This is a genomic window from Sulfurimonas sp. (assembly GCF_041583195.1).
Taxonomy (GTDB): Bacteria; Campylobacterota; Campylobacteria; order Campylobacterales; family Sulfurimonadaceae; genus Sulfurimonas.
The window spans coordinates 38,437-55,252 of sequence record NZ_JBFHGL010000010.1; the positions used below are offsets into that span (position 1 = coordinate 38,437).

The 16,816-nt window shown below is 36.3% G+C and carries 14 protein-coding genes; all 14 read left to right on the forward strand.

The features are described from left to right. Positions 1 to 2,244, forward strand: a complete 2,244-nt coding sequence (locus ABZA65_RS09540) for a TonB-dependent receptor (RefSeq protein ID WP_373073041.1) — start codon at positions 1 to 3, stop codon at positions 2,242 to 2,244. Positions 2,245 to 2,249: 5 nt separating this feature from the next. Beyond that, positions 2,250 to 3,275, forward strand: coding sequence for a FecCD family ABC transporter permease (locus ABZA65_RS09545; protein ID WP_373073043.1), 1,026 nt, complete (start codon positions 2,250 to 2,252; stop codon positions 3,273 to 3,275). Beyond that, positions 3,266 to 4,042: an ABC transporter ATP-binding protein gene (locus tag ABZA65_RS09550; RefSeq protein ID WP_373073045.1), complete on the forward strand. Its 777-nt coding sequence runs from the start codon at positions 3,266 to 3,268 to the stop codon at positions 4,040 to 4,042. The genes ABZA65_RS09545 and ABZA65_RS09550 overlap by 10 nt, the downstream gene beginning before the upstream one ends. A gap of 53 nt (positions 4,043 to 4,095) precedes the next feature. After that, positions 4,096 to 5,064, forward strand: coding sequence for an ABC transporter substrate-binding protein (locus ABZA65_RS09555; protein ID WP_373073047.1), 969 nt, complete (start codon positions 4,096 to 4,098; stop codon positions 5,062 to 5,064). 12 nt (positions 5,065 to 5,076) lie between these two features. Continuing rightward, positions 5,077 to 7,119, forward strand: a complete 2,043-nt coding sequence (locus tag ABZA65_RS09560) for a TonB-dependent receptor plug domain-containing protein (RefSeq protein ID WP_373073049.1) — start codon at positions 5,077 to 5,079, stop codon at positions 7,117 to 7,119. Between the two features lie 12 nt (positions 7,120 to 7,131). Continuing rightward, on the forward strand, positions 7,132 to 7,767 hold the full coding sequence (locus ABZA65_RS09565; protein ID WP_373073051.1) for a class I SAM-dependent methyltransferase: 636 nt from the start codon (positions 7,132 to 7,134) through the stop codon (positions 7,765 to 7,767). 9 nt (positions 7,768 to 7,776) lie between these two features. Then, positions 7,777 to 8,376: a globin gene (locus ABZA65_RS09570; protein WP_373073052.1), complete on the forward strand. Its 600-nt coding sequence runs from the start codon at positions 7,777 to 7,779 to the stop codon at positions 8,374 to 8,376. Next, entirely contained in the window at positions 8,373 to 9,347 is a 975-nt protein-coding gene (locus ABZA65_RS09575) for an LLM class flavin-dependent oxidoreductase (RefSeq protein WP_373073054.1), read from the forward strand. The genes ABZA65_RS09570 and ABZA65_RS09575 overlap by 4 nt, the downstream gene beginning before the upstream one ends. A 3-nt stretch (positions 9,348 to 9,350) precedes the next feature. After that, positions 9,351 to 11,327 (forward strand): TonB-dependent receptor plug domain-containing protein, encoded by a 1,977-nt coding sequence (locus ABZA65_RS09580; RefSeq protein ID WP_373073056.1) that lies wholly within the window; start codon positions 9,351 to 9,353, stop codon positions 11,325 to 11,327. Beyond that, positions 11,327 to 12,127, forward strand: coding sequence for a substrate-binding domain-containing protein (locus ABZA65_RS09585; protein ID WP_373073058.1), 801 nt, complete (start codon positions 11,327 to 11,329; stop codon positions 12,125 to 12,127). Before ABZA65_RS09580 ends, ABZA65_RS09585 begins: the two co-directional genes overlap by 1 nt. A gap of 20 nt (positions 12,128 to 12,147) precedes the next feature. After that, positions 12,148 to 12,957 (forward strand): class I SAM-dependent methyltransferase, encoded by an 810-nt coding sequence (locus ABZA65_RS09590; RefSeq protein ID WP_373073060.1) that lies wholly within the window; start codon positions 12,148 to 12,150, stop codon positions 12,955 to 12,957. A 46-nt stretch (positions 12,958 to 13,003) separates the two neighbouring features. Further along, the gene (modD, locus tag ABZA65_RS09595) at positions 13,004 to 13,852 is read left to right on the forward strand and encodes a ModD protein (protein WP_373073062.1); all 849 of its coding nucleotides are present in this window, start codon (positions 13,004 to 13,006) and stop codon (positions 13,850 to 13,852) included. Between the two features lie 206 nt (positions 13,853 to 14,058). After that, positions 14,059 to 15,159 (forward strand): aldo/keto reductase, encoded by a 1,101-nt coding sequence (locus ABZA65_RS09600; RefSeq protein ID WP_373073064.1) that lies wholly within the window; start codon positions 14,059 to 14,061, stop codon positions 15,157 to 15,159. Between the two features lie 3 nt (positions 15,160 to 15,162). Beyond that, on the forward strand, positions 15,163 to 16,806 hold the full coding sequence (locus tag ABZA65_RS09605; RefSeq protein ID WP_373073066.1) for an L-aspartate oxidase: 1,644 nt from the start codon (positions 15,163 to 15,165) through the stop codon (positions 16,804 to 16,806). The last annotated feature ends 10 nt before the right edge of the window (positions 16,807 to 16,816 follow it).

A 16,816-nucleotide genomic window follows, 5' to 3' on the forward strand; every position in this document is an offset into this window, starting at 1 on the left:
ATGAAAAGAAAAACAATAATTTTGTCACTAGTGGCAACCGCTACATTGATGGCAAACCCTATCAGTGTAGAAAAAATCGTAGTAGATACCACTGCTTATGAAGATGAGTCTCTTTTTATGGCCGATTCAAATCTATCAAAGGCTGAAAATAAAGAGCGCTTTACATCTAAGAGTATTGCTAAATTATCAACTCATGCTAATATGAACCCGTATACTGTTATAGCATTCTCACCGTCTGTAAACTTTACACCTGTTGATACTATAGGTTCAAACGAACCTTCATTTCACGATCCTATCCGTATACGCGGTAAAAGCCAATCAGGTCCCGGAGGCGTATATATGATCAATAGTATGCCGCTATCTTCTAATCCAGGCGGCGGTAAACATATGGTTGATATGGAAAACATAGCATCAATTGATCTGCTAAAGGGTTATTTGCCTGTTGATAAAAATTTAGGTTTTTCGAGTTTAATAGGAAAAGTTGATCTAAATGTACTTTCTGCTAAAAAAGAAGCAGGGGCGACTATTTCGCAGTCATTTGGTTCGGAAGATTTTAAAAGAACATTTTTACGTTTTGATACAGGTAAATTCGGTGATTTTTCAGCTTTTGGATCTATCTCTGTGATTTCAAATGATAAGTATAAAGGTGATGGTGATCTTCAAAGAGTTAACGGTATGCTTGGTTTAACTTATGAGCCAAACAGCAGTTTTAAAGCAGAACTTTATGCAATTCGCAACAGTGACGAACACCATAATTACGACTCTTTAAGTTATGCCCAGACTCAAAACCTGGGTGTTTATTTTGACAAAGATTTCGGCACTGTAAAACCTACAACTGCAAACGATGTTGACTATTACGACTGGAACAGACAGGACTTTATAACTACAAATATTTTTGCAGATATACTTTATAAGCCTACATCTGATGATACTATCACTTTTAAGCCTTACTATAAGCAGGACGAAGGGGAGATTTTCTTTTCCAAATTTGATGCAACACCTGCAAAACAAGGTGTAGTAAACTGGCAGATGGATCATGACCTTTACGGTGCTGTAGCTGCGTATGAGCATAGTTTCAGCCAAGCACTTAAAAGTAAAATAGGGTATTGGTATCATAAACAGCTTCCTCCCGGCCCACCGACTGACAGACGTTTTTACGGTGTAAATGCTACTGGTGATCTGTTCTTTAAAAAATATGCATCTTTAGCGGATGTTGATCATCACGTACTGCAGTCTCCTTTTGTTGAGATCAGCGGTGATATAAACAACTTTATCTATTCTGTAGGTGTGCAGTATCAAAACTTTAAATTAAGCTCAATTAAAAACTATCTAACAGATGCAAACACGAGTTTGGATTATGATACGGCAATCGCTACATCCACACTAGATACATGGGGTAGTGTAGATGCAAAAACATTTAAAACATGGCTTCCTTCACTTTATGCGGCATATAAACTTGATGATCTAAGTTCAGTATATCTTGATTACTCACGTTCATACGGTTTTGATGTAAATCTTTACCCTACATATACAAGTAACTATGCTAACTTTAAAGGCAAAGGTATAACGCTGCAACAACTTTGGAACGACCTTGAACTTGAAACATCTGATAATATTGATCTTGGTTACAAAACAACTGTTGGTGCAGTTACTCTGCAACCAAGTCTTTTTGTATCTTTTGTAAGTAACAAACAAGCAAATGTTTATGACACTGCTTTAGATGTAAGTTATCCTGCAAATCTGGGTGATGCTGTAGGTTACGGTGCAGAATTCTCAGCTTACGGCGCTCTTCGTGAAGACTTGGAATTTATGATGGGACTATCATACAACAGCTATTCTTTTGATCAGGACTTTACAACAAGTGCCACGACGACAAGTAATATAAAAGGCAACCAACTGCCTGATGCACCTAAAGTGATGGCAAAAGGGGCACTTTCGTATTATCTTGATAAATGGACGTTTACACCTAGTGTGCGCTATACGTCAAGCCGTTACGGTGATGTAGAAAACACACAAAAAGTGGATGCTTTTACAGTAGTCGATCTAGATGTATCATATAAAGCCAAAGGTTTTCTGGGCTCAAAAAACACAATGTTTCGTCTTAGTGCGACAAACATAAGCGATGAAGAATACATTGCAACGATCAACACGCCTGATAATGTTTTAGCCGCATCTACTACATCTAGTACATATCAAACAGGTGCACCTAGAATGGTGTTTTTTAGCGCGAATCTAAGGTATTAATATTTATGTTGTTATCAAAAGAGACGCGATTTTTAATCATAGGCATAATACTTTTAACTTTTTTGGCACTGTTTTCTTTGTTATGGGGACAGTACCCTATAAGTTTTGAAGTGTTTTATGCATATATTAAAAATATACTTTTCTCAATACCTGTAGATGAATCTTATAATATTGAATTGATTCACAATATTATTGCCGAGATCCGCCTGCCGAGAATACTCTTGGCAATCCTTATAGGTGCTGCACTTGCAACCAGCGGTGCGGTATTTCAGGCTATGTTTGTAAATCCGCTTGTATCTCCGGGTATTTTAGGTGTGCTTGCAGGTGCATCTTTTGGAGCAGCGTGTGGAATGCTGATCAGCGAGAACTGGTTTATAGTACAGATTATGGCTTTTGTGTTTGGTTTTATTGCAGTTGGTTTTGCGGTATTTGTCGGCTCTATGGTTACATCTTCAAGATCAACAGTTATGCTTGTTCTTGGCGGTGTAATTAGCGGTTCTTTATTTACATCTTTACTCTCTATTGTAAAGTATGTAGCAGATCCATATAGCACTTTACCGGCAATTGTTTACTGGTTAATGGGTTCACTATCAATGGCTCAGATAAATGAGGTTTTACTGGTAGCTATTCCAATACTGCTAAGTATTGCAGGAATGATCTTTATGAGTAAATATTTTGATCTTTTAAGTCTTGGTGATGAAGAGGCAAAAGCACTTGGTGTGAATGTTAAACTGGTTCGAATCGTTGCAATTATCTTAGCTACACTTGCAAGTTCGCTTGCAGTGGTGATGGCAGGAATTATCGGTTGGGTAGGGCTTATTATTCCACATATAATCCGTATGGCAATAGGCCCTGCACACAGACTGCTGATCCCTTTAAGCGCAATTATAGGCGGGGCATTTTTACTTGCTGCTGATGCTATCTCAAGGCTCGCACTCAGTGTTGAGATCCCAATTGGAATTCTTACTTCTCTTATCGGGATACCAATATTTATTATTGTACTTAAAAACGCGAGGGCAGCATGGAACTAAAACCTGTATTAGAAGTGAATGAACTTCATTTTGGATATAAAAACAACAAGGTACTAAGAGGCATTAATTTTGATTTGTATAAAGGTGAAGTAGTTTCCCTTTTAGGACCAAACGGTTGCGGTAAAAGTACACTGATCCGTTTGATGCTTAAACTATTAGATGCAGATGATGTAATAAGTTTAAACGGTGTCTCTTTAAAAGATTACTCCCATAAACAGATAGCAGAGCATATTGCTTATATTCCGCAATACCATAATGTCCCGTTTAACTATTCCGTACTTGAAATGGTTGTAATGGGGCGTATATCAAAGCTTGGTTTTTTTGCATCACCTTCAAAAAATGATTATAAGATTGCAAAAGACGCACTGGAGCGTGCAGGTATATTGGAACTTCAAGACAGAGCGTTCGGACAACTCAGCGGTGGGCAAAAGCAACTTGTCCTTCTTGCACGTGCCATTGCACAAGAGGTGAATGTGTTTTTTATGGATGAACCTGTTAACGGGCTGGATTACGGTAATCAGATACGTCTTTTAGAGTTGATAGATTCACTCGCTCGTGATGGATACACATTTTTAAAAACTACGCATTATCCGGATCATGCACTGCTGATCTCAAGCCGTGTAGTTGTAATGGACGGCGGTGTGATCATAGCAAACGGGGCACCTGAAGATGTGATCCACAGCGAGATGATCGAAGACGTGTACGGGATAAAAGCTGAGATTATCACACACGATACACATAAAAGGTGTGTACCTATTTTTAGGTAGCAAAAAATTTTTACATATCGTTATATAGTTGAGTATATAACAAAGGAGTTAAGATGAGAATTATTATTTTATGGTTTTTACTGCTTGGTTTAAGTATGGAAGCCAGAGTTGTAACAGATGACTACGGTAGAAAAGTAGAATTGCCTGAAAAGGTAACTAAAATCTATGCATCCTCACCGCCTCTGAGCATGAGCCTTTTAGCTTTTGATCCTGAGTTGATAGCAGCACTTAATATGCCGTGGAAGGAAAACCAGAAGCCTTATGTTGGCACTGCATATGATAAACCCGTAGCAGGCGGTTTTTTTGGACAGGGACAGAGACCTAACTTTGAGGTGCTTGCAAAATCAAAACCGGACGTGATCATTATGTGGGGACGCATGAGTGGTGCAGACAAGATTTTAAAAAAGTTGGAAAAGCTAGGTATTCCGGTACTAATGATACGTAACGACTCTATAAAAGATCTTGTAAGCCAGTTTAATCTTTACGGCGAGCTTACCGGTAACACAAAAAGAGCAAAAGAGCTTGTTGATTACACACAAGAGACACTCTCTCTTATAGATTCGCTTCAAGAGAAGTTGGCAAAACAAAAACCAGTGCGTTACTACTTTGCACAAGGTGTAGACGGGCTTTTTAGCGAGTGTAAGGGTTCGTTCCACCTTGAGCCATTTAGCTACAGCTGGGCTGAAAATGCACTTGATTGTGACATGAGTTCAAACTACGGAATGGAGAAAATCTCCATAGAGAGTATTGTGATGGCTGATCCTGACGTAATTGTAGCGATGGAGCCTTTTTTTGTAAAAAAGATCAACCAAAACAAACACTTTAAGTATCTCCGTTCAGTTCGTAAAGGGAAGGTTTATCTTGTCCCATCCACACCATTTAACTACATTACAAGACCTCCGTCATTTATGAGGCTAATGGGGATAAGATGGCTTATACACAACTTTTATCCGGAGATTTTGGATGTATCGTTTGTATCAGAACAGAAAAGATTTGAAAAAGTCTTTTTTAAAAATTTATAAAAAGGAAAATAGATGAATAAAAATATAAAGTTAAGCTCATTATTGAGTCTTTTGATAGTTAGTAGTGAAGTTATGGCACAGAGCCAAACTTTAGATGTTGTAAACGTAAATGATACCGGAGTATATCAGCGTGATGATATCTCTTTAGATAGTCCGACAAACATATATAAAGTTGAAAAAAGTACACATGCCAATACTGAGATCATAACTAAAGAGGAGATCGAAGCGCAAAAAGCAAAAGATGTTTTTGACCTTTTAAATAAAGTAACAGGACTGGATTTAACATATCATGGTCGCCGCAGCCCTTTTACATTAAGTATGAGAGGAAGTTCAAATATAACTTATATTGTAGACGGTGCGATACTTCCTCCATCTGTGAGTCGTATACTTTACAAGTTGCCAATGGTAGCTATAGAGGAGATACAGGTTGTTAAAAGTGCTACATCCTTATCAATAGCACCATCGATTAATGTCGGAGCTTCAAACAGCGGCTCAGGAGTAAATATAGGGTATGTGATAATCCGCACAAAACAGCCGAAAAAGACAGAAGGAATTTTAAGCGCATTTTATGAAAAGGCAGTAAGTCAGCCGAGTGCTAACGGGCAGAATCTCTATGCTGGTACACGTTTTGGGGATGCTAACTCTTGGAACGGTTATATAGGTGCGATGCTTTCACGCTTTGATAGAAAAAGTAAAGATTCATGGTTTGACGGGAGTGACGGTGAATCAGGTATGCTTAACGGAGGAATAAGTAACGGAGCTTTCTCACTTAACTTTATGGCGTATAAAGATAAGGGGCGTTTTGAGATGCAGCGCGGTGTTACACACGATGATAGTCTTCATAGTGCAAAATGGTATTACGAACCACTGAAAACAAATATTTTTTCTCTTGATGGAAGCATGGTTTGGAATGAAAATCATGTGACTCTTTTTTCTTTCGCACAAACAGAGTATGAGCAAAATGAGCATAATGAAGACTTTTTAGATCCAAGTGTACTTTCTACACGTGATTATGAGGAAAAAACTAAAAACTACAGCCTGCGCCATAATGCACGCTTTGGAAATACTAAACTTCAAATAGGAGGGCAATATGTTGATGCACAAGGTTCAGGTTCAGACCTTTTTAACCCGTATATAAAATACGACACTACTATTAAAGGAGCTTCTGCATCTGTTGAACAGACATTATTAGGCGGTGATCTTGTATTAGATGCAGGTTATAGATGGGATCAAAAAACAATAGAGGATTCAACAGCTGCAAAATCGCCTGCACTTGCTAAGCTAAATGCAAATAACGGTGTAGATTTAGCACCTGCATCTATTTTTACTATAGGCGGTGTTTTCGATATTGTTGATTCACATAGTTTGAGTGCGCGTTATTTTTACGGTGATCAAGGTATATCCGGTGATTTCACAATGCAAACACAAGACAGCAGCCCTTTAGATTCGGAGAAGCAAAAACGTTATGAACTTAGTTTAGATTCAAAATTTGCTCCGTATTTTAATTCACTAATCACTTACTTTGACACAGATGTCGAAAATGAGAAAAGAGCTACCTCAAATACTTATTTTATCGGTGCTGAAGAATATTATTATTACAGCCAAGTTGATTCTAGAACCAAAGGTTTAGAGATGAGTGTAAAAGGGAAAGTAGCAGACTCAACAAGCTATAAATTTTCATGGACGAGAATACTTTCCAAAGAGACTCAGGATTATGCAAACGTAAGTGATGAGGTTGGCGTGATCATTCCTAAAAATACTTTTACGGTACTTATCACTCATACATATAATGACTACCGTTTTAATATCTCAGGAAAAAATGCAAGTGCGTATACAAGTTCAAAAAGCCCGATGGGCTTATCTAATGCAGATCTAGGCGACTATACTCGTATAGATGCAAACATAGCCAAAGACTTTAAGCTTGATAAATACATAGCTACAGCAAAGATTTACGGAAGAAACATAACACACGATCAATACGCTACAAAATACACGACAGGGTATTACTATGACAGAGGGCGTACATTAGGTTGTGAGTTGAGCTTCTCATTTTAAAAGGAGAGAGAGATGCAGGCAAAAAAGAGATATCCGGGAGGGAGTGATCCTAAAGGTTTTGATTCAATAGTTCGTGAGGTTTTTGCACCGATCTATCCAGTTATAGCGGAGCAGATACTCTCAAAAACACAAAAAAAAGATGGCATGTGCTTAGATGTAGGATGCGGTACAGGTGCCCTTGGACGCGCTGTAGCAAAACTTTCAAACATGAATATTACTTTTTTTGATCAATCACCTGAGATGATAGATCTATCTATAAGTTATGCCCATGATGAAAATCTGATCGAGCGAAGTGAGTTTATAGTGGGTGATATTCATGACTTGGCACTAAATGACAATAGTGTTGATCTTATTGTCAGTCGCGGTTCTGTTCCGTTTTGGAGTGATTTGGAAATGGCATACAAAGAGCTGTTTCGTGTTTTGAAAAAAGGAGGGCATGCATATATTGGCGGCGGCTTTGGAAATGAAGAGCTGCGTGAAGAGATAGTTCGTACTATGAATGAGCGCAATAAAGAGTGGCGCAGCCCGTTTAAAGATAAAGCCCGCAAGCATCAGGAGATAATGCCGTCTATTTTAAATGGATTAAATAGCAGCTATTCCAATATTATTAATGATGAAAGTGGCTTTTGGGTTCATATAGTTAAATAAGGATAAAAAATGCAAAACAATAGACAAAACAACAGTTGTCAAAATGGAAAAATAAACTCATTTACGCAAGTAAACCAGATGCAAAAACAGCCGAATAAATTCCGTTTTGGAGGGGAGGATGTACGTGTGGTTAATTCGATGATAGATATTATATACCCGCCTGTACCTTTTCCCTCAAACAAGATCTACAAAGCACTTGGGGAGGTGAAAATTCGCGAGATGGTAGATCATCACCACCAGCTTTTACTAAATACAAAGGTCGGGAAGCTTTTCCCTGCTAATGAAGAAGCATTGAAGATGGCTATAGATAAAAGTGCAGACTTTTTTGTCGAAGCACTTGGAGGCGATGATGTTTTTACATCTGCTCACGGAGAACCGCATCTAAGAATGCGCCATTTTAAGATCCCCATTGATGAAAGCGATAGAGAGATTTGGCTGGCGATGTATAAAAAAACACTCAAAGAGATATCTTTTCCTGAAGAACACTTAGAGGAGTTTTGGAACTGGATTGAGCCGTTGTCAATACGTATGATCAACCGTCGTACAAATATGGATGAGATTAAACGTCACCATTGGCATGAGATTAAATCAGGATTTGTAAGCGCATGAAGGTAGGTATTTTTTTATTGACGGAGAACTATAGTAATTCAGCACATCTAAGCATAGCAAACGACATAGAACTTGGAGTTTATGCAGAGCAGTTGGGTTTTGATGAAGTATGGTTTGCAGAACATCATTTTAATGCTTTTAGTGTAATACCGAGTCCGACACTTATGATGGCCGCTCTTGCAGCGCGCACAAAGCATATACGTATCGGGAGTGCTGCATTTTTAGCACCTTTTTATCACAATACGCGCTTGTCTGAAGAGATAGCTACGCTTGATAATTTATCTTTTGGACGGATAGATGCAGGTTTTGCCAAAGGCGGTTTTGCTTACGATGTAGAGTCTTTTGACAAAAGCCCGCAAAACTTACGTCAGGAGATGTTTGAGAATGTACAAAATATTGATCAAACACTTTGTAACAACTGGCTATTAGAGCCAAAACCTCTGCAAGCAAAAGTTCCTTTTTATATTGCGACTTTCTCTACTGTTGAGACGATTGAGTTTGCCGCAAAAAATGGATACGGCCTGATGTTTTCACAAGGGGCTACTATTAAGCAGTGTGAAGATGCTCAGAAGATTTATAAACATATAGCAGGTTATGAACCCCAGATCGTTTTAATGAGAGTGTTTTGTATAGAAGAAAATTATGAACGTGCCTATAACAAAGCTTTACCTGAGACAGACCATTTTATTAAATGTATGCGTGCAGTTAAATCACGTCAGATGCAACCTACTTTTAAGAAAGAGAATTATGAGGCTCTTTTAAAACAAAGGTTTAGCTTTTTTGATGGTAAAAATTTTTTAGATAATGCAATTTTAGGCAATGAAAAGGAGTGTATAGAGCAGATAAAAAATATAAATAAGAAAATAAAAAACCTTCATTTAGTTTTAAAAGTATCATCGTCTAATGCTATGCAGACAAGAGGAATGCTAAAGACATTTAGCCAAAAAATCAAACCAAATATAAAGGATTAATAGATGAAAAAAAGTTTACTAGTTTTATCCGCGGCGGCAACATTTGCTTTAGCAGAAGGAAGTTACACATTAGGGCAGGTTAGTGTTGGTGCTAATACGGCAGATGATATCAATATGATAGAAGAGAGCATATCTTCAGACACTATTTCTAGGGACAGCTCTTTGATCGTTTCAGAAGCACTTGATAACATAAGTGGTATTAACCAGGATGTTCAAGGCGGACGCGGTGAAGGTACTTTGTATATTAGAGGTTTTGATGCAAAACGTATAGGTGTATTTATTGACGGTATTCCAATCTACGTACCGTATGACGGTAATTTTGATTATGTCCGTTTTTTAACTAGCGATGTAGCTAAGATAGATATATCAAAAGGTTACTCGTCTGTAGCATACGGCGGAAATACGATGGGTGGGGTTGTAAATATCGTTTCTAAAAAGCCAACTAAAGAGTTAGAGGGAAATATCAAAGCAACTATGGTTTTAGATAGTAATACTCAAATGGCCCGCCATATTGAGACGTTAAACGTTGGAACTATGTTAGACGGTTTTTATGCACAACTGGGCGCTTCATATTCAAAACAAAATCACTTTCGTATGAGTGATGATTTTCAAGCGGTAGATACACAGCCTGAGGGCGAGAGACTTCGTTCAGAGAGTGAAGATAAAAAAGTAAGCCTTAAAGCCGGATATGTAGCTGATGATATGAGTGAAGTAGCTGTAAACTATGCTAATCAAAAAGGTAAAAAACAACAACCTCCTGTAACAGATACCGATTTTGCTAAAAGTAAAAACTGGGATTGGCCGTATTGGAATAAAGAGACTATATCTATTACGGGACAAAAGAATTTTGGAGCAAGCTATATAAAAGCACTTGCTTATTATGATAAAAGCGAAAACTCTTTATATAGTTATGATGATGATACATTCAGATCATTTACTCAAAAATGGGCATGGAAAAGCCGCTATGACGATTACAGTTACGGTGCCCGTTTAGAATACGCTACTGAGTTTGGCAGCAACTTTTTAAAAGTGGCAGCTAACTATAAAAAAGATGTACACCGCGGATATGATATTGAAAAAGATGATTCAGGTGAGACACTTACTGAGAGATATAAAGATTATACTGTCTCTGTAGGTATAGAAGATATCTATACTATTTCCTCAAGTTTACAACTATTAGCTGGGATCAACTACGATAGACGTAAAGGGCAGGAGATATTTGACACAAATGATGCAAACCTTGATATGCTAAACCTTACATCTGAAGATGCTTTGAGTCCGCAGGCTGCACTTATCTATGCACTGGACTCTAACTCTAAAGTACGTGGGAGTATATCTCGTAAGACCTATATGCCGTCTATGAAAGACAGATACTCTCGTAAACTTGGAACTGCCGTACCGAACGTTAACTTGAAAAATGAGATAGCTACACACTACGAACTTGGGTATACAAGAGTTAAAGACTCTCTCTCAACAGGTGTAAATGTTTATTATACAAGGGTAAAAGATGCGATTCAAAACAACCCTTGGGATCAAAATACATCGTTAAGCCAGAACCAAAATGTCGGTACGTTTGATCATCGTGGTATAGAGCTTGACGTAGAGTATAGTTTTGATGGAACTGATGTAGGTGGAAACTACAGCTACATTAATATAAAAGATACTAAAAATACTGGTGCGAAGATAGTAGATGTACCAAAGCACCAACTTTTTGCATATGCGCGTCAAGAAGTAGGTGCAGGTTTTGCTGTATATGCAAATATGAAAGTAAGAAAAGGTGCGTACGAGAATAAAATGGATGCTACATTTGTCATCAACCCTACTTTTACAACATATGATCTGAAAGTTATATATAACCCTTTAGAGGAGTTTGCGGCAGAGATTGGCGTGAAGAACTTGTCTGATAAACTAGTTCGCTACGATTATGCGTATCCTATGGCAGGACGTGAATTTTTTGCTTCTTTAGAGTATAAATTCTAATGAAAACAGCTTTGTTAAAACTACTGCTTATATTAATTTGCACGGCATCTATATATGCAAAAGAGGAGCCTATTCGCGTTGCAGTTATAGGCGGCGTTGTAATAAGCGGTATGTGGGAGAAAGTTGCCAATGCTTTTGAAGAGCGTTACGGTATTGAAACCGAACTGGTTATAAGCGGTAACAAAAAACAGCTTAACAGCTTTGTGAGAAAAAAGCAAGTTGATTTTATAACAATGCACTCTAGTGATACTATCAGTAATCTGGTGGCAGACGGATTGTTTGAACAACTTACTCCATGGATGAGAAACTCGCAGATGTTAGTAGGAGTGAAAAATAACCCAGCCGATATAACTTTAAGAGACTCTCTTAGAGTAGCATTAGAAAAAATTTCAAGAACTAAAACTCCTTTTTTAATCCCTCCAAGCGGAGGGACAATTGAAGTTCTTCACGGATTAAAAGAACAATATAACTTTAATCCGGATATAACTTTTTTAAAAACAAAAAGAGGGTTCTTAAAAGAGGTGGCAGACAAAGGCGGATATACACTTTTTGGTGTTATTCCGTTTTTAATGAAAAAGCATCATCATCCAATGATTACAGGATATTACAGTGAAGATGAAAATCTTAAAAGACCGTATCTTGCGTGTATTGTTGAAAAAACAAAAACAACAAAACAAAAATTTGAAAAAGCTAAAAAGCTACTTGAATTTTTGACTTCTAAAGAGGTTCAAACACTTATTTTAACGCATAGACTAGATGGATTTAAAGAATATCCGCTTTTTTTTGCAATTAAAAAATAAAAATAATAAAAGGATTAATAATGGGATTGATACAAACAAACTTGGACAGTTTAGGTTTTGCAAGTTTATATTCGCAGCAGATGGACGTTTCTACGTTTAAAGGTAAAAACAGTGAAGATTGGGATAAACGTGCAAACAGCATGAACAATAATGTTCACAATAGCATATATACAAAAACTTTCATTGATAAAATAGATACGAGTGATGCTGATTCACTTTTAGACGTAGGGTGTGGTCCAGGTACTATATCACTGGCTATAGCCGATAAACTCTCAAATGTTTATGCTCTTGATTATTCATCCGGTATGCTTGATTGTGTTGAGAAAAATTGTGAAGAAAAAAAGATAGATAATATCTCAACAATAAATAAGTCCTGGTATGATGATTGGGATGAGGTTCCAAATGCCGACATTGTCGTAGCTTCACGTTCAATGGAGGTAAAAGATATTAAAGATGCACTGATGAAATTAAACTCAAAGGCAAATAAAAGAGTATACCTGACTACGAAAGTCGGAGGAAGTTTTATAGATAACAAGATCTTAAACCAACTAAGCAGAGAGATCTATCCAAGGCCTGATTATATATATCTTGTAAATGTATTACATAGTATGGGGATATATGCAAAAGTTGATTTTATTAAAAGTGAAAACACAAAGTTTTCAAGTTCAAGAGATGATGAGTTTGTAGAAAAAGTCGCTTGGAGTTTGGGCGAACTATCCAACGATGAGAAAGAAGTTTTAAAAAAATATTATAATACAACTTATAAATTTAAAAAAACTGATGAATATATGGATTGGGCATTAATATCTTGGGATGTAAAGTCGCTATAATTTCAATTTATAATATTTAGAATAAAAACTTATTTATGGAGAAAAAATGTATAGATTGAATGATAGTGAGTTATTAAGATATATTGAAGAGGATGTACCGTATTTGGATCTTACAACGCATCTACAAGATATTGAAAATAAAAAAGCAAGACTAAAAATTATAACTAGAGAAGAGTTATTAGTTTCATGTATGGAAGAAGCTTGCAGAATTGTAGAATTATTGAACTGTAAAGTTGATAGTTTTATTCCATCAAAGCAAAATGCAGGAAAAGGTGATGTTTTGCTTACTTTTTCAGGGGATTATAACGATGTTCATAAAGCTTGGAGATCAGCACAGGTACTACTTGAATATAGTTGTAAAATGTCTACATATACACATAGTATGAAAAAAGAGATCGAGAGTGCAAATAAACACTGTGAACTATTAACTACAAGAAAAACATTTCCTCTTGCTAAAAAGTTTTGCATAAAGTCTATTATGAGCGGTGGAGCAATGCCACACAGACTAAACTTGGGTGAGACTATAGTTTTCTTTAATAATCACAGAATCGTTTATAACACCAATCAAGAGTTCTACGAGAATATTCAAAAGTTTAAAATAAAAGTGCCTGAGAAGAAAATAGTTGTAGAGTCTGACAATTTTGAAGATGCTGTGCAGCTGATGAAGTATGGTGTTGATGTTTTACAGCTTGATAAAGTAGAGATAGAGTTATTAAAAACTATTGTGAAATACAAAGAAGAAAATTATCCAAATGTTAAAATATTGGCATCTGGCGGTATAGATATAAACAATGCTGCAGAGTTTGCATCTACTGGCATAGATGGAATAGTAACAAGTAAACCTTACATATGCGGTATGGCAAATATTGGTACAAAAATGGAACTTATCGCATAAAAAATATTTTTGCAGTTTAAAAAATAATATATAAATTGCACAAAAAAGAAACAGTTTTTTCTCTAAGGAATGTAATATGTATTATAGAATTATATATTATATTTTTTTGGAGAGATTATGGAAACTATTATATTACCACTGGCACTTTTGACATATGCGGCTACAGTTGTTATGTATGCTAAAAAAGTTGAAAGCAAGAGGGCATAATGAGTTTCGCAACGCAAGAAGACACACTTAATTTTGCTAAAAAATTCTCAAACTATAAAGATTTTTATACTCAACATAACGGGTTGATATTTTCTAAACTTGGTCTTGGTACTTTTAATAAAGAACCTTATAAAGAGGAAAATTATGTATTTCACTATATTGAAGCTGTAAAGCAGGCAATAAGAAGTGGAATAAATTTGATAGATACAGCTAGTAACTATAGATACGGGCAAAGTGAAAAAGAGATAGGTGAAGCTTTAGTTGAACTTGGTGATGAGGTTAAACGTGAAGAGCTTATAATCTGTTCTAAAGGCGGATTTATTCAGCTAGATTTCCCTTTCCCTGAAAATCCGTATACATGGATCAAAGAAAACATAACAGATGCAGGTCTTGCAACTGAAGATGAGATAGAACTAGATCAGCACTGTATGACACCTGATTATTTAGAGTGGAGCTGTAGACGCTCTCTTGAGAATCTTGGAGTTGAATCGTTAGATATATACTATCTTCACAATCCTGAGATGCAAATATTAAAGCTTGGAAAAAAAGACTTTTATAAACAAATTGAAAAAGTGTTTCAAAGGTTTGAAAAACTTGCTGACGAAGGCTTATTTAAAACTTACGGTGTAGCTGTATGGAACGGTTTTACTGCTGAGAACGAAGAACTTATAAGTTTAGAAAAACTTGTAGAGATCGCAGAAAAAGTTGGTGGAGAAAACCACAGGTTTAAATATATCCAGCTTCCGTTTAATATGGGTAAAACAAACGCTTATACTACTCCTACGCAGAAAGTAAATAATCAAGAGTGTTCTATTATTAATGCTGCGTATAAACTTGGAATTGGTGTAATAAGTTCATCTTCACTGCTTCAGATGAACCTGTTTAAAAAATCTTTTACGGCTGAGACAGGTGTAGTTTTAGATAGTTCAATGACTCTAAAGAGTGATATACAACTTGCACTTCAGTTTGTTCGCTCAACTCCGGGAATTGTTAGTTCATTATTTGGTTCTAAAGTTCCTGTTCATATTAAAGAGAACTGTGAGATCTCAAAAGTTAAGTCAGTAAAAAGAGAAAAATATGACTTACTGTACAGGCTGTAAGTTTTGATTTATGACGTAATCGTAGTCGGTGGTGGAATTGCAGGTTTAATGGCTGCAATAGAAGCTAAGACCAATTCCAATAAAGTAGCTATAGTTACAAAAGGAAATATATTTAAATCAAACTCTTCACTTGCCAGTGGAGGGATAAATTCTGTTTTAGATAAAAATGACACTCATGAGATAAAAAAACATATAGATGATACACTTAAAGGCGGTTACGGTTTAAGTGACAAAAAAAGTGTATCTTATATGTGTAACCGTGCTCCGCATATAATCAAAAAACTTGTATCTTACGGTGTTGAGTTTGACAAAGATGAAAACGGTGAGATAGCACAAAGAAGTTTCGGCGGTGGTATATCTAAGAGAACTTGTTATGTGGGTGATAAAACAGGTTCAGCTATTATGCAGGCTCTTATTAAAAAAGCAAAAATTATGGGTGTTACATTTGTAGCAAACAATTTTGTTATGAATATTACAAAACTAAATAATCAAATAAGCGGTGTAGTAGCTATAAGAAGAATAGATTCATCACTTATGGTATATCCAGCAAAGGCAGTAATACTTGCCGGTGGTGGTTATGCAGGTATATATAGAGGACACTCTACTAATGCACAAGATTATACAGGTGATATGCTTGCAATCGCTCTAAGAGCAGGGTTGAATTTAAAAGATATGGAGTTTGTTCAGTTCCATCCTACAGGAATGAATAAAAGCTCTTATCTTATCAGTGAAGCTGCTCGTGGTGAAGGCGGACACTTAGTAAATAGTGACGGAAAGCGTTTTGTAGATGAACTTGCTACAAGAGATATTGTCTCACGCGCTATTTTAAAAGAGATTAATGATGGTAAAAAAGTATATTTAGATCTTAGACATTTAGATAAAGAACATATTGAAACAAAACTCCCAAGTCTATATAAGGCAGCTTATAATCAAGCAGGGATTGACGTTACAACTGAATTACTTGAAGTTACTCCGGTTGCTCATTACTCTATGGGTGGTATAGAATCTTTAATGACAAAAACAGATATCAAAGGTCTGTTCGTTTGTGGAGAATGTGCAGTTAATAATATACACGGTGCAAACAGATTAGGCGGTAACTCATTACTAGAAGGTGCAGTATTTGGTGAACTTGCAGGTGAAAATGCAAGAGAATTCGCGAAACATAAAGATTTTTTACCGATCGATTACAATATTGTAGTCAAAGATCAAAAAGTTGTAGATAACATTTTTGACAGAGATACTACAAAAAACTTTAACTCCATGCGTATAAGTATGGGGGAAACTATGTTTAAGTATGCAGGTATACATAGAGATTATGACTCTCTAATTAAGGCATTTGATTATATAAAATATTTGAGAAAGCAAGCAGGTAGCTTACACTGTATAGATAAAGGAAGAAACAATAATGTAGAACTTATATCTATCCTTGAGCTAAAAAATGCACTTGAGGTTGCTGAAGCAGTCGTCTTGAGTGCACTCGAGAGAGAGGAAAGCCGCGGTGCTCATTCAAGAGATGATTTTCTTGAGTCTGATGCAGACAAAGAGAGATCAATCTTAGTGAATGAGCCAAAAAAAGGTTTTTTCAAAGTGTGGTATGAAAATAAAAGCGCTTTATTAAACCAAGTAATCAAACTAATCAAAAATTAAAGGAGAAATG

What these genes read in the sequence shown, in the direction of transcription:
- ABZA65_RS09560 (WP_373073049.1), top strand. Translation starts at nt 5,077, where the DNA reads ATGAATAAAAATATAAAGTTAAGCTCATTATTGAGTCTTTTGATAGTT.
- ABZA65_RS09565 (WP_373073051.1), top strand. Translation starts at nt 7,132, where the DNA reads ATGCAGGCAAAAAAGAGATATCCGGGAGGGAGTGATCCTAAAGGTTTT.
- ABZA65_RS09585 (WP_373073058.1), top strand. Translation starts at nt 11,327, where the DNA reads ATGAAAACAGCTTTGTTAAAACTACTGCTTATATTAATTTGCACGGCA.
- ABZA65_RS09550 (WP_373073045.1), top strand. Translation starts at nt 3,266, where the DNA reads ATGGAACTAAAACCTGTATTAGAAGTGAATGAACTTCATTTTGGATAT.
- ABZA65_RS09590 (WP_373073060.1), top strand. Translation starts at nt 12,148, where the DNA reads ATGGGATTGATACAAACAAACTTGGACAGTTTAGGTTTTGCAAGTTTA.
- ABZA65_RS09540 (WP_373073041.1), top strand. Translation starts at nt 1, where the DNA reads ATGAAAAGAAAAACAATAATTTTGTCACTAGTGGCAACCGCTACATTG.
- modD (WP_373073062.1), top strand. Translation starts at nt 13,004, where the DNA reads ATGTATAGATTGAATGATAGTGAGTTATTAAGATATATTGAAGAGGAT.
- ABZA65_RS09570 (WP_373073052.1), top strand. Translation starts at nt 7,777, where the DNA reads ATGCAAAACAATAGACAAAACAACAGTTGTCAAAATGGAAAAATAAAC.
- ABZA65_RS09575 (WP_373073054.1), top strand. Translation starts at nt 8,373, where the DNA reads ATGAAGGTAGGTATTTTTTTATTGACGGAGAACTATAGTAATTCAGCA.
- ABZA65_RS09555 (WP_373073047.1), top strand. Translation starts at nt 4,096, where the DNA reads ATGAGAATTATTATTTTATGGTTTTTACTGCTTGGTTTAAGTATGGAA.
- ABZA65_RS09545 (WP_373073043.1), top strand. Translation starts at nt 2,250, where the DNA reads ATGTTGTTATCAAAAGAGACGCGATTTTTAATCATAGGCATAATACTT.
- ABZA65_RS09580 (WP_373073056.1), top strand. Translation starts at nt 9,351, where the DNA reads ATGAAAAAAAGTTTACTAGTTTTATCCGCGGCGGCAACATTTGCTTTA.
- ABZA65_RS09600 (WP_373073064.1), top strand. Translation starts at nt 14,059, where the DNA reads ATGAGTTTCGCAACGCAAGAAGACACACTTAATTTTGCTAAAAAATTC.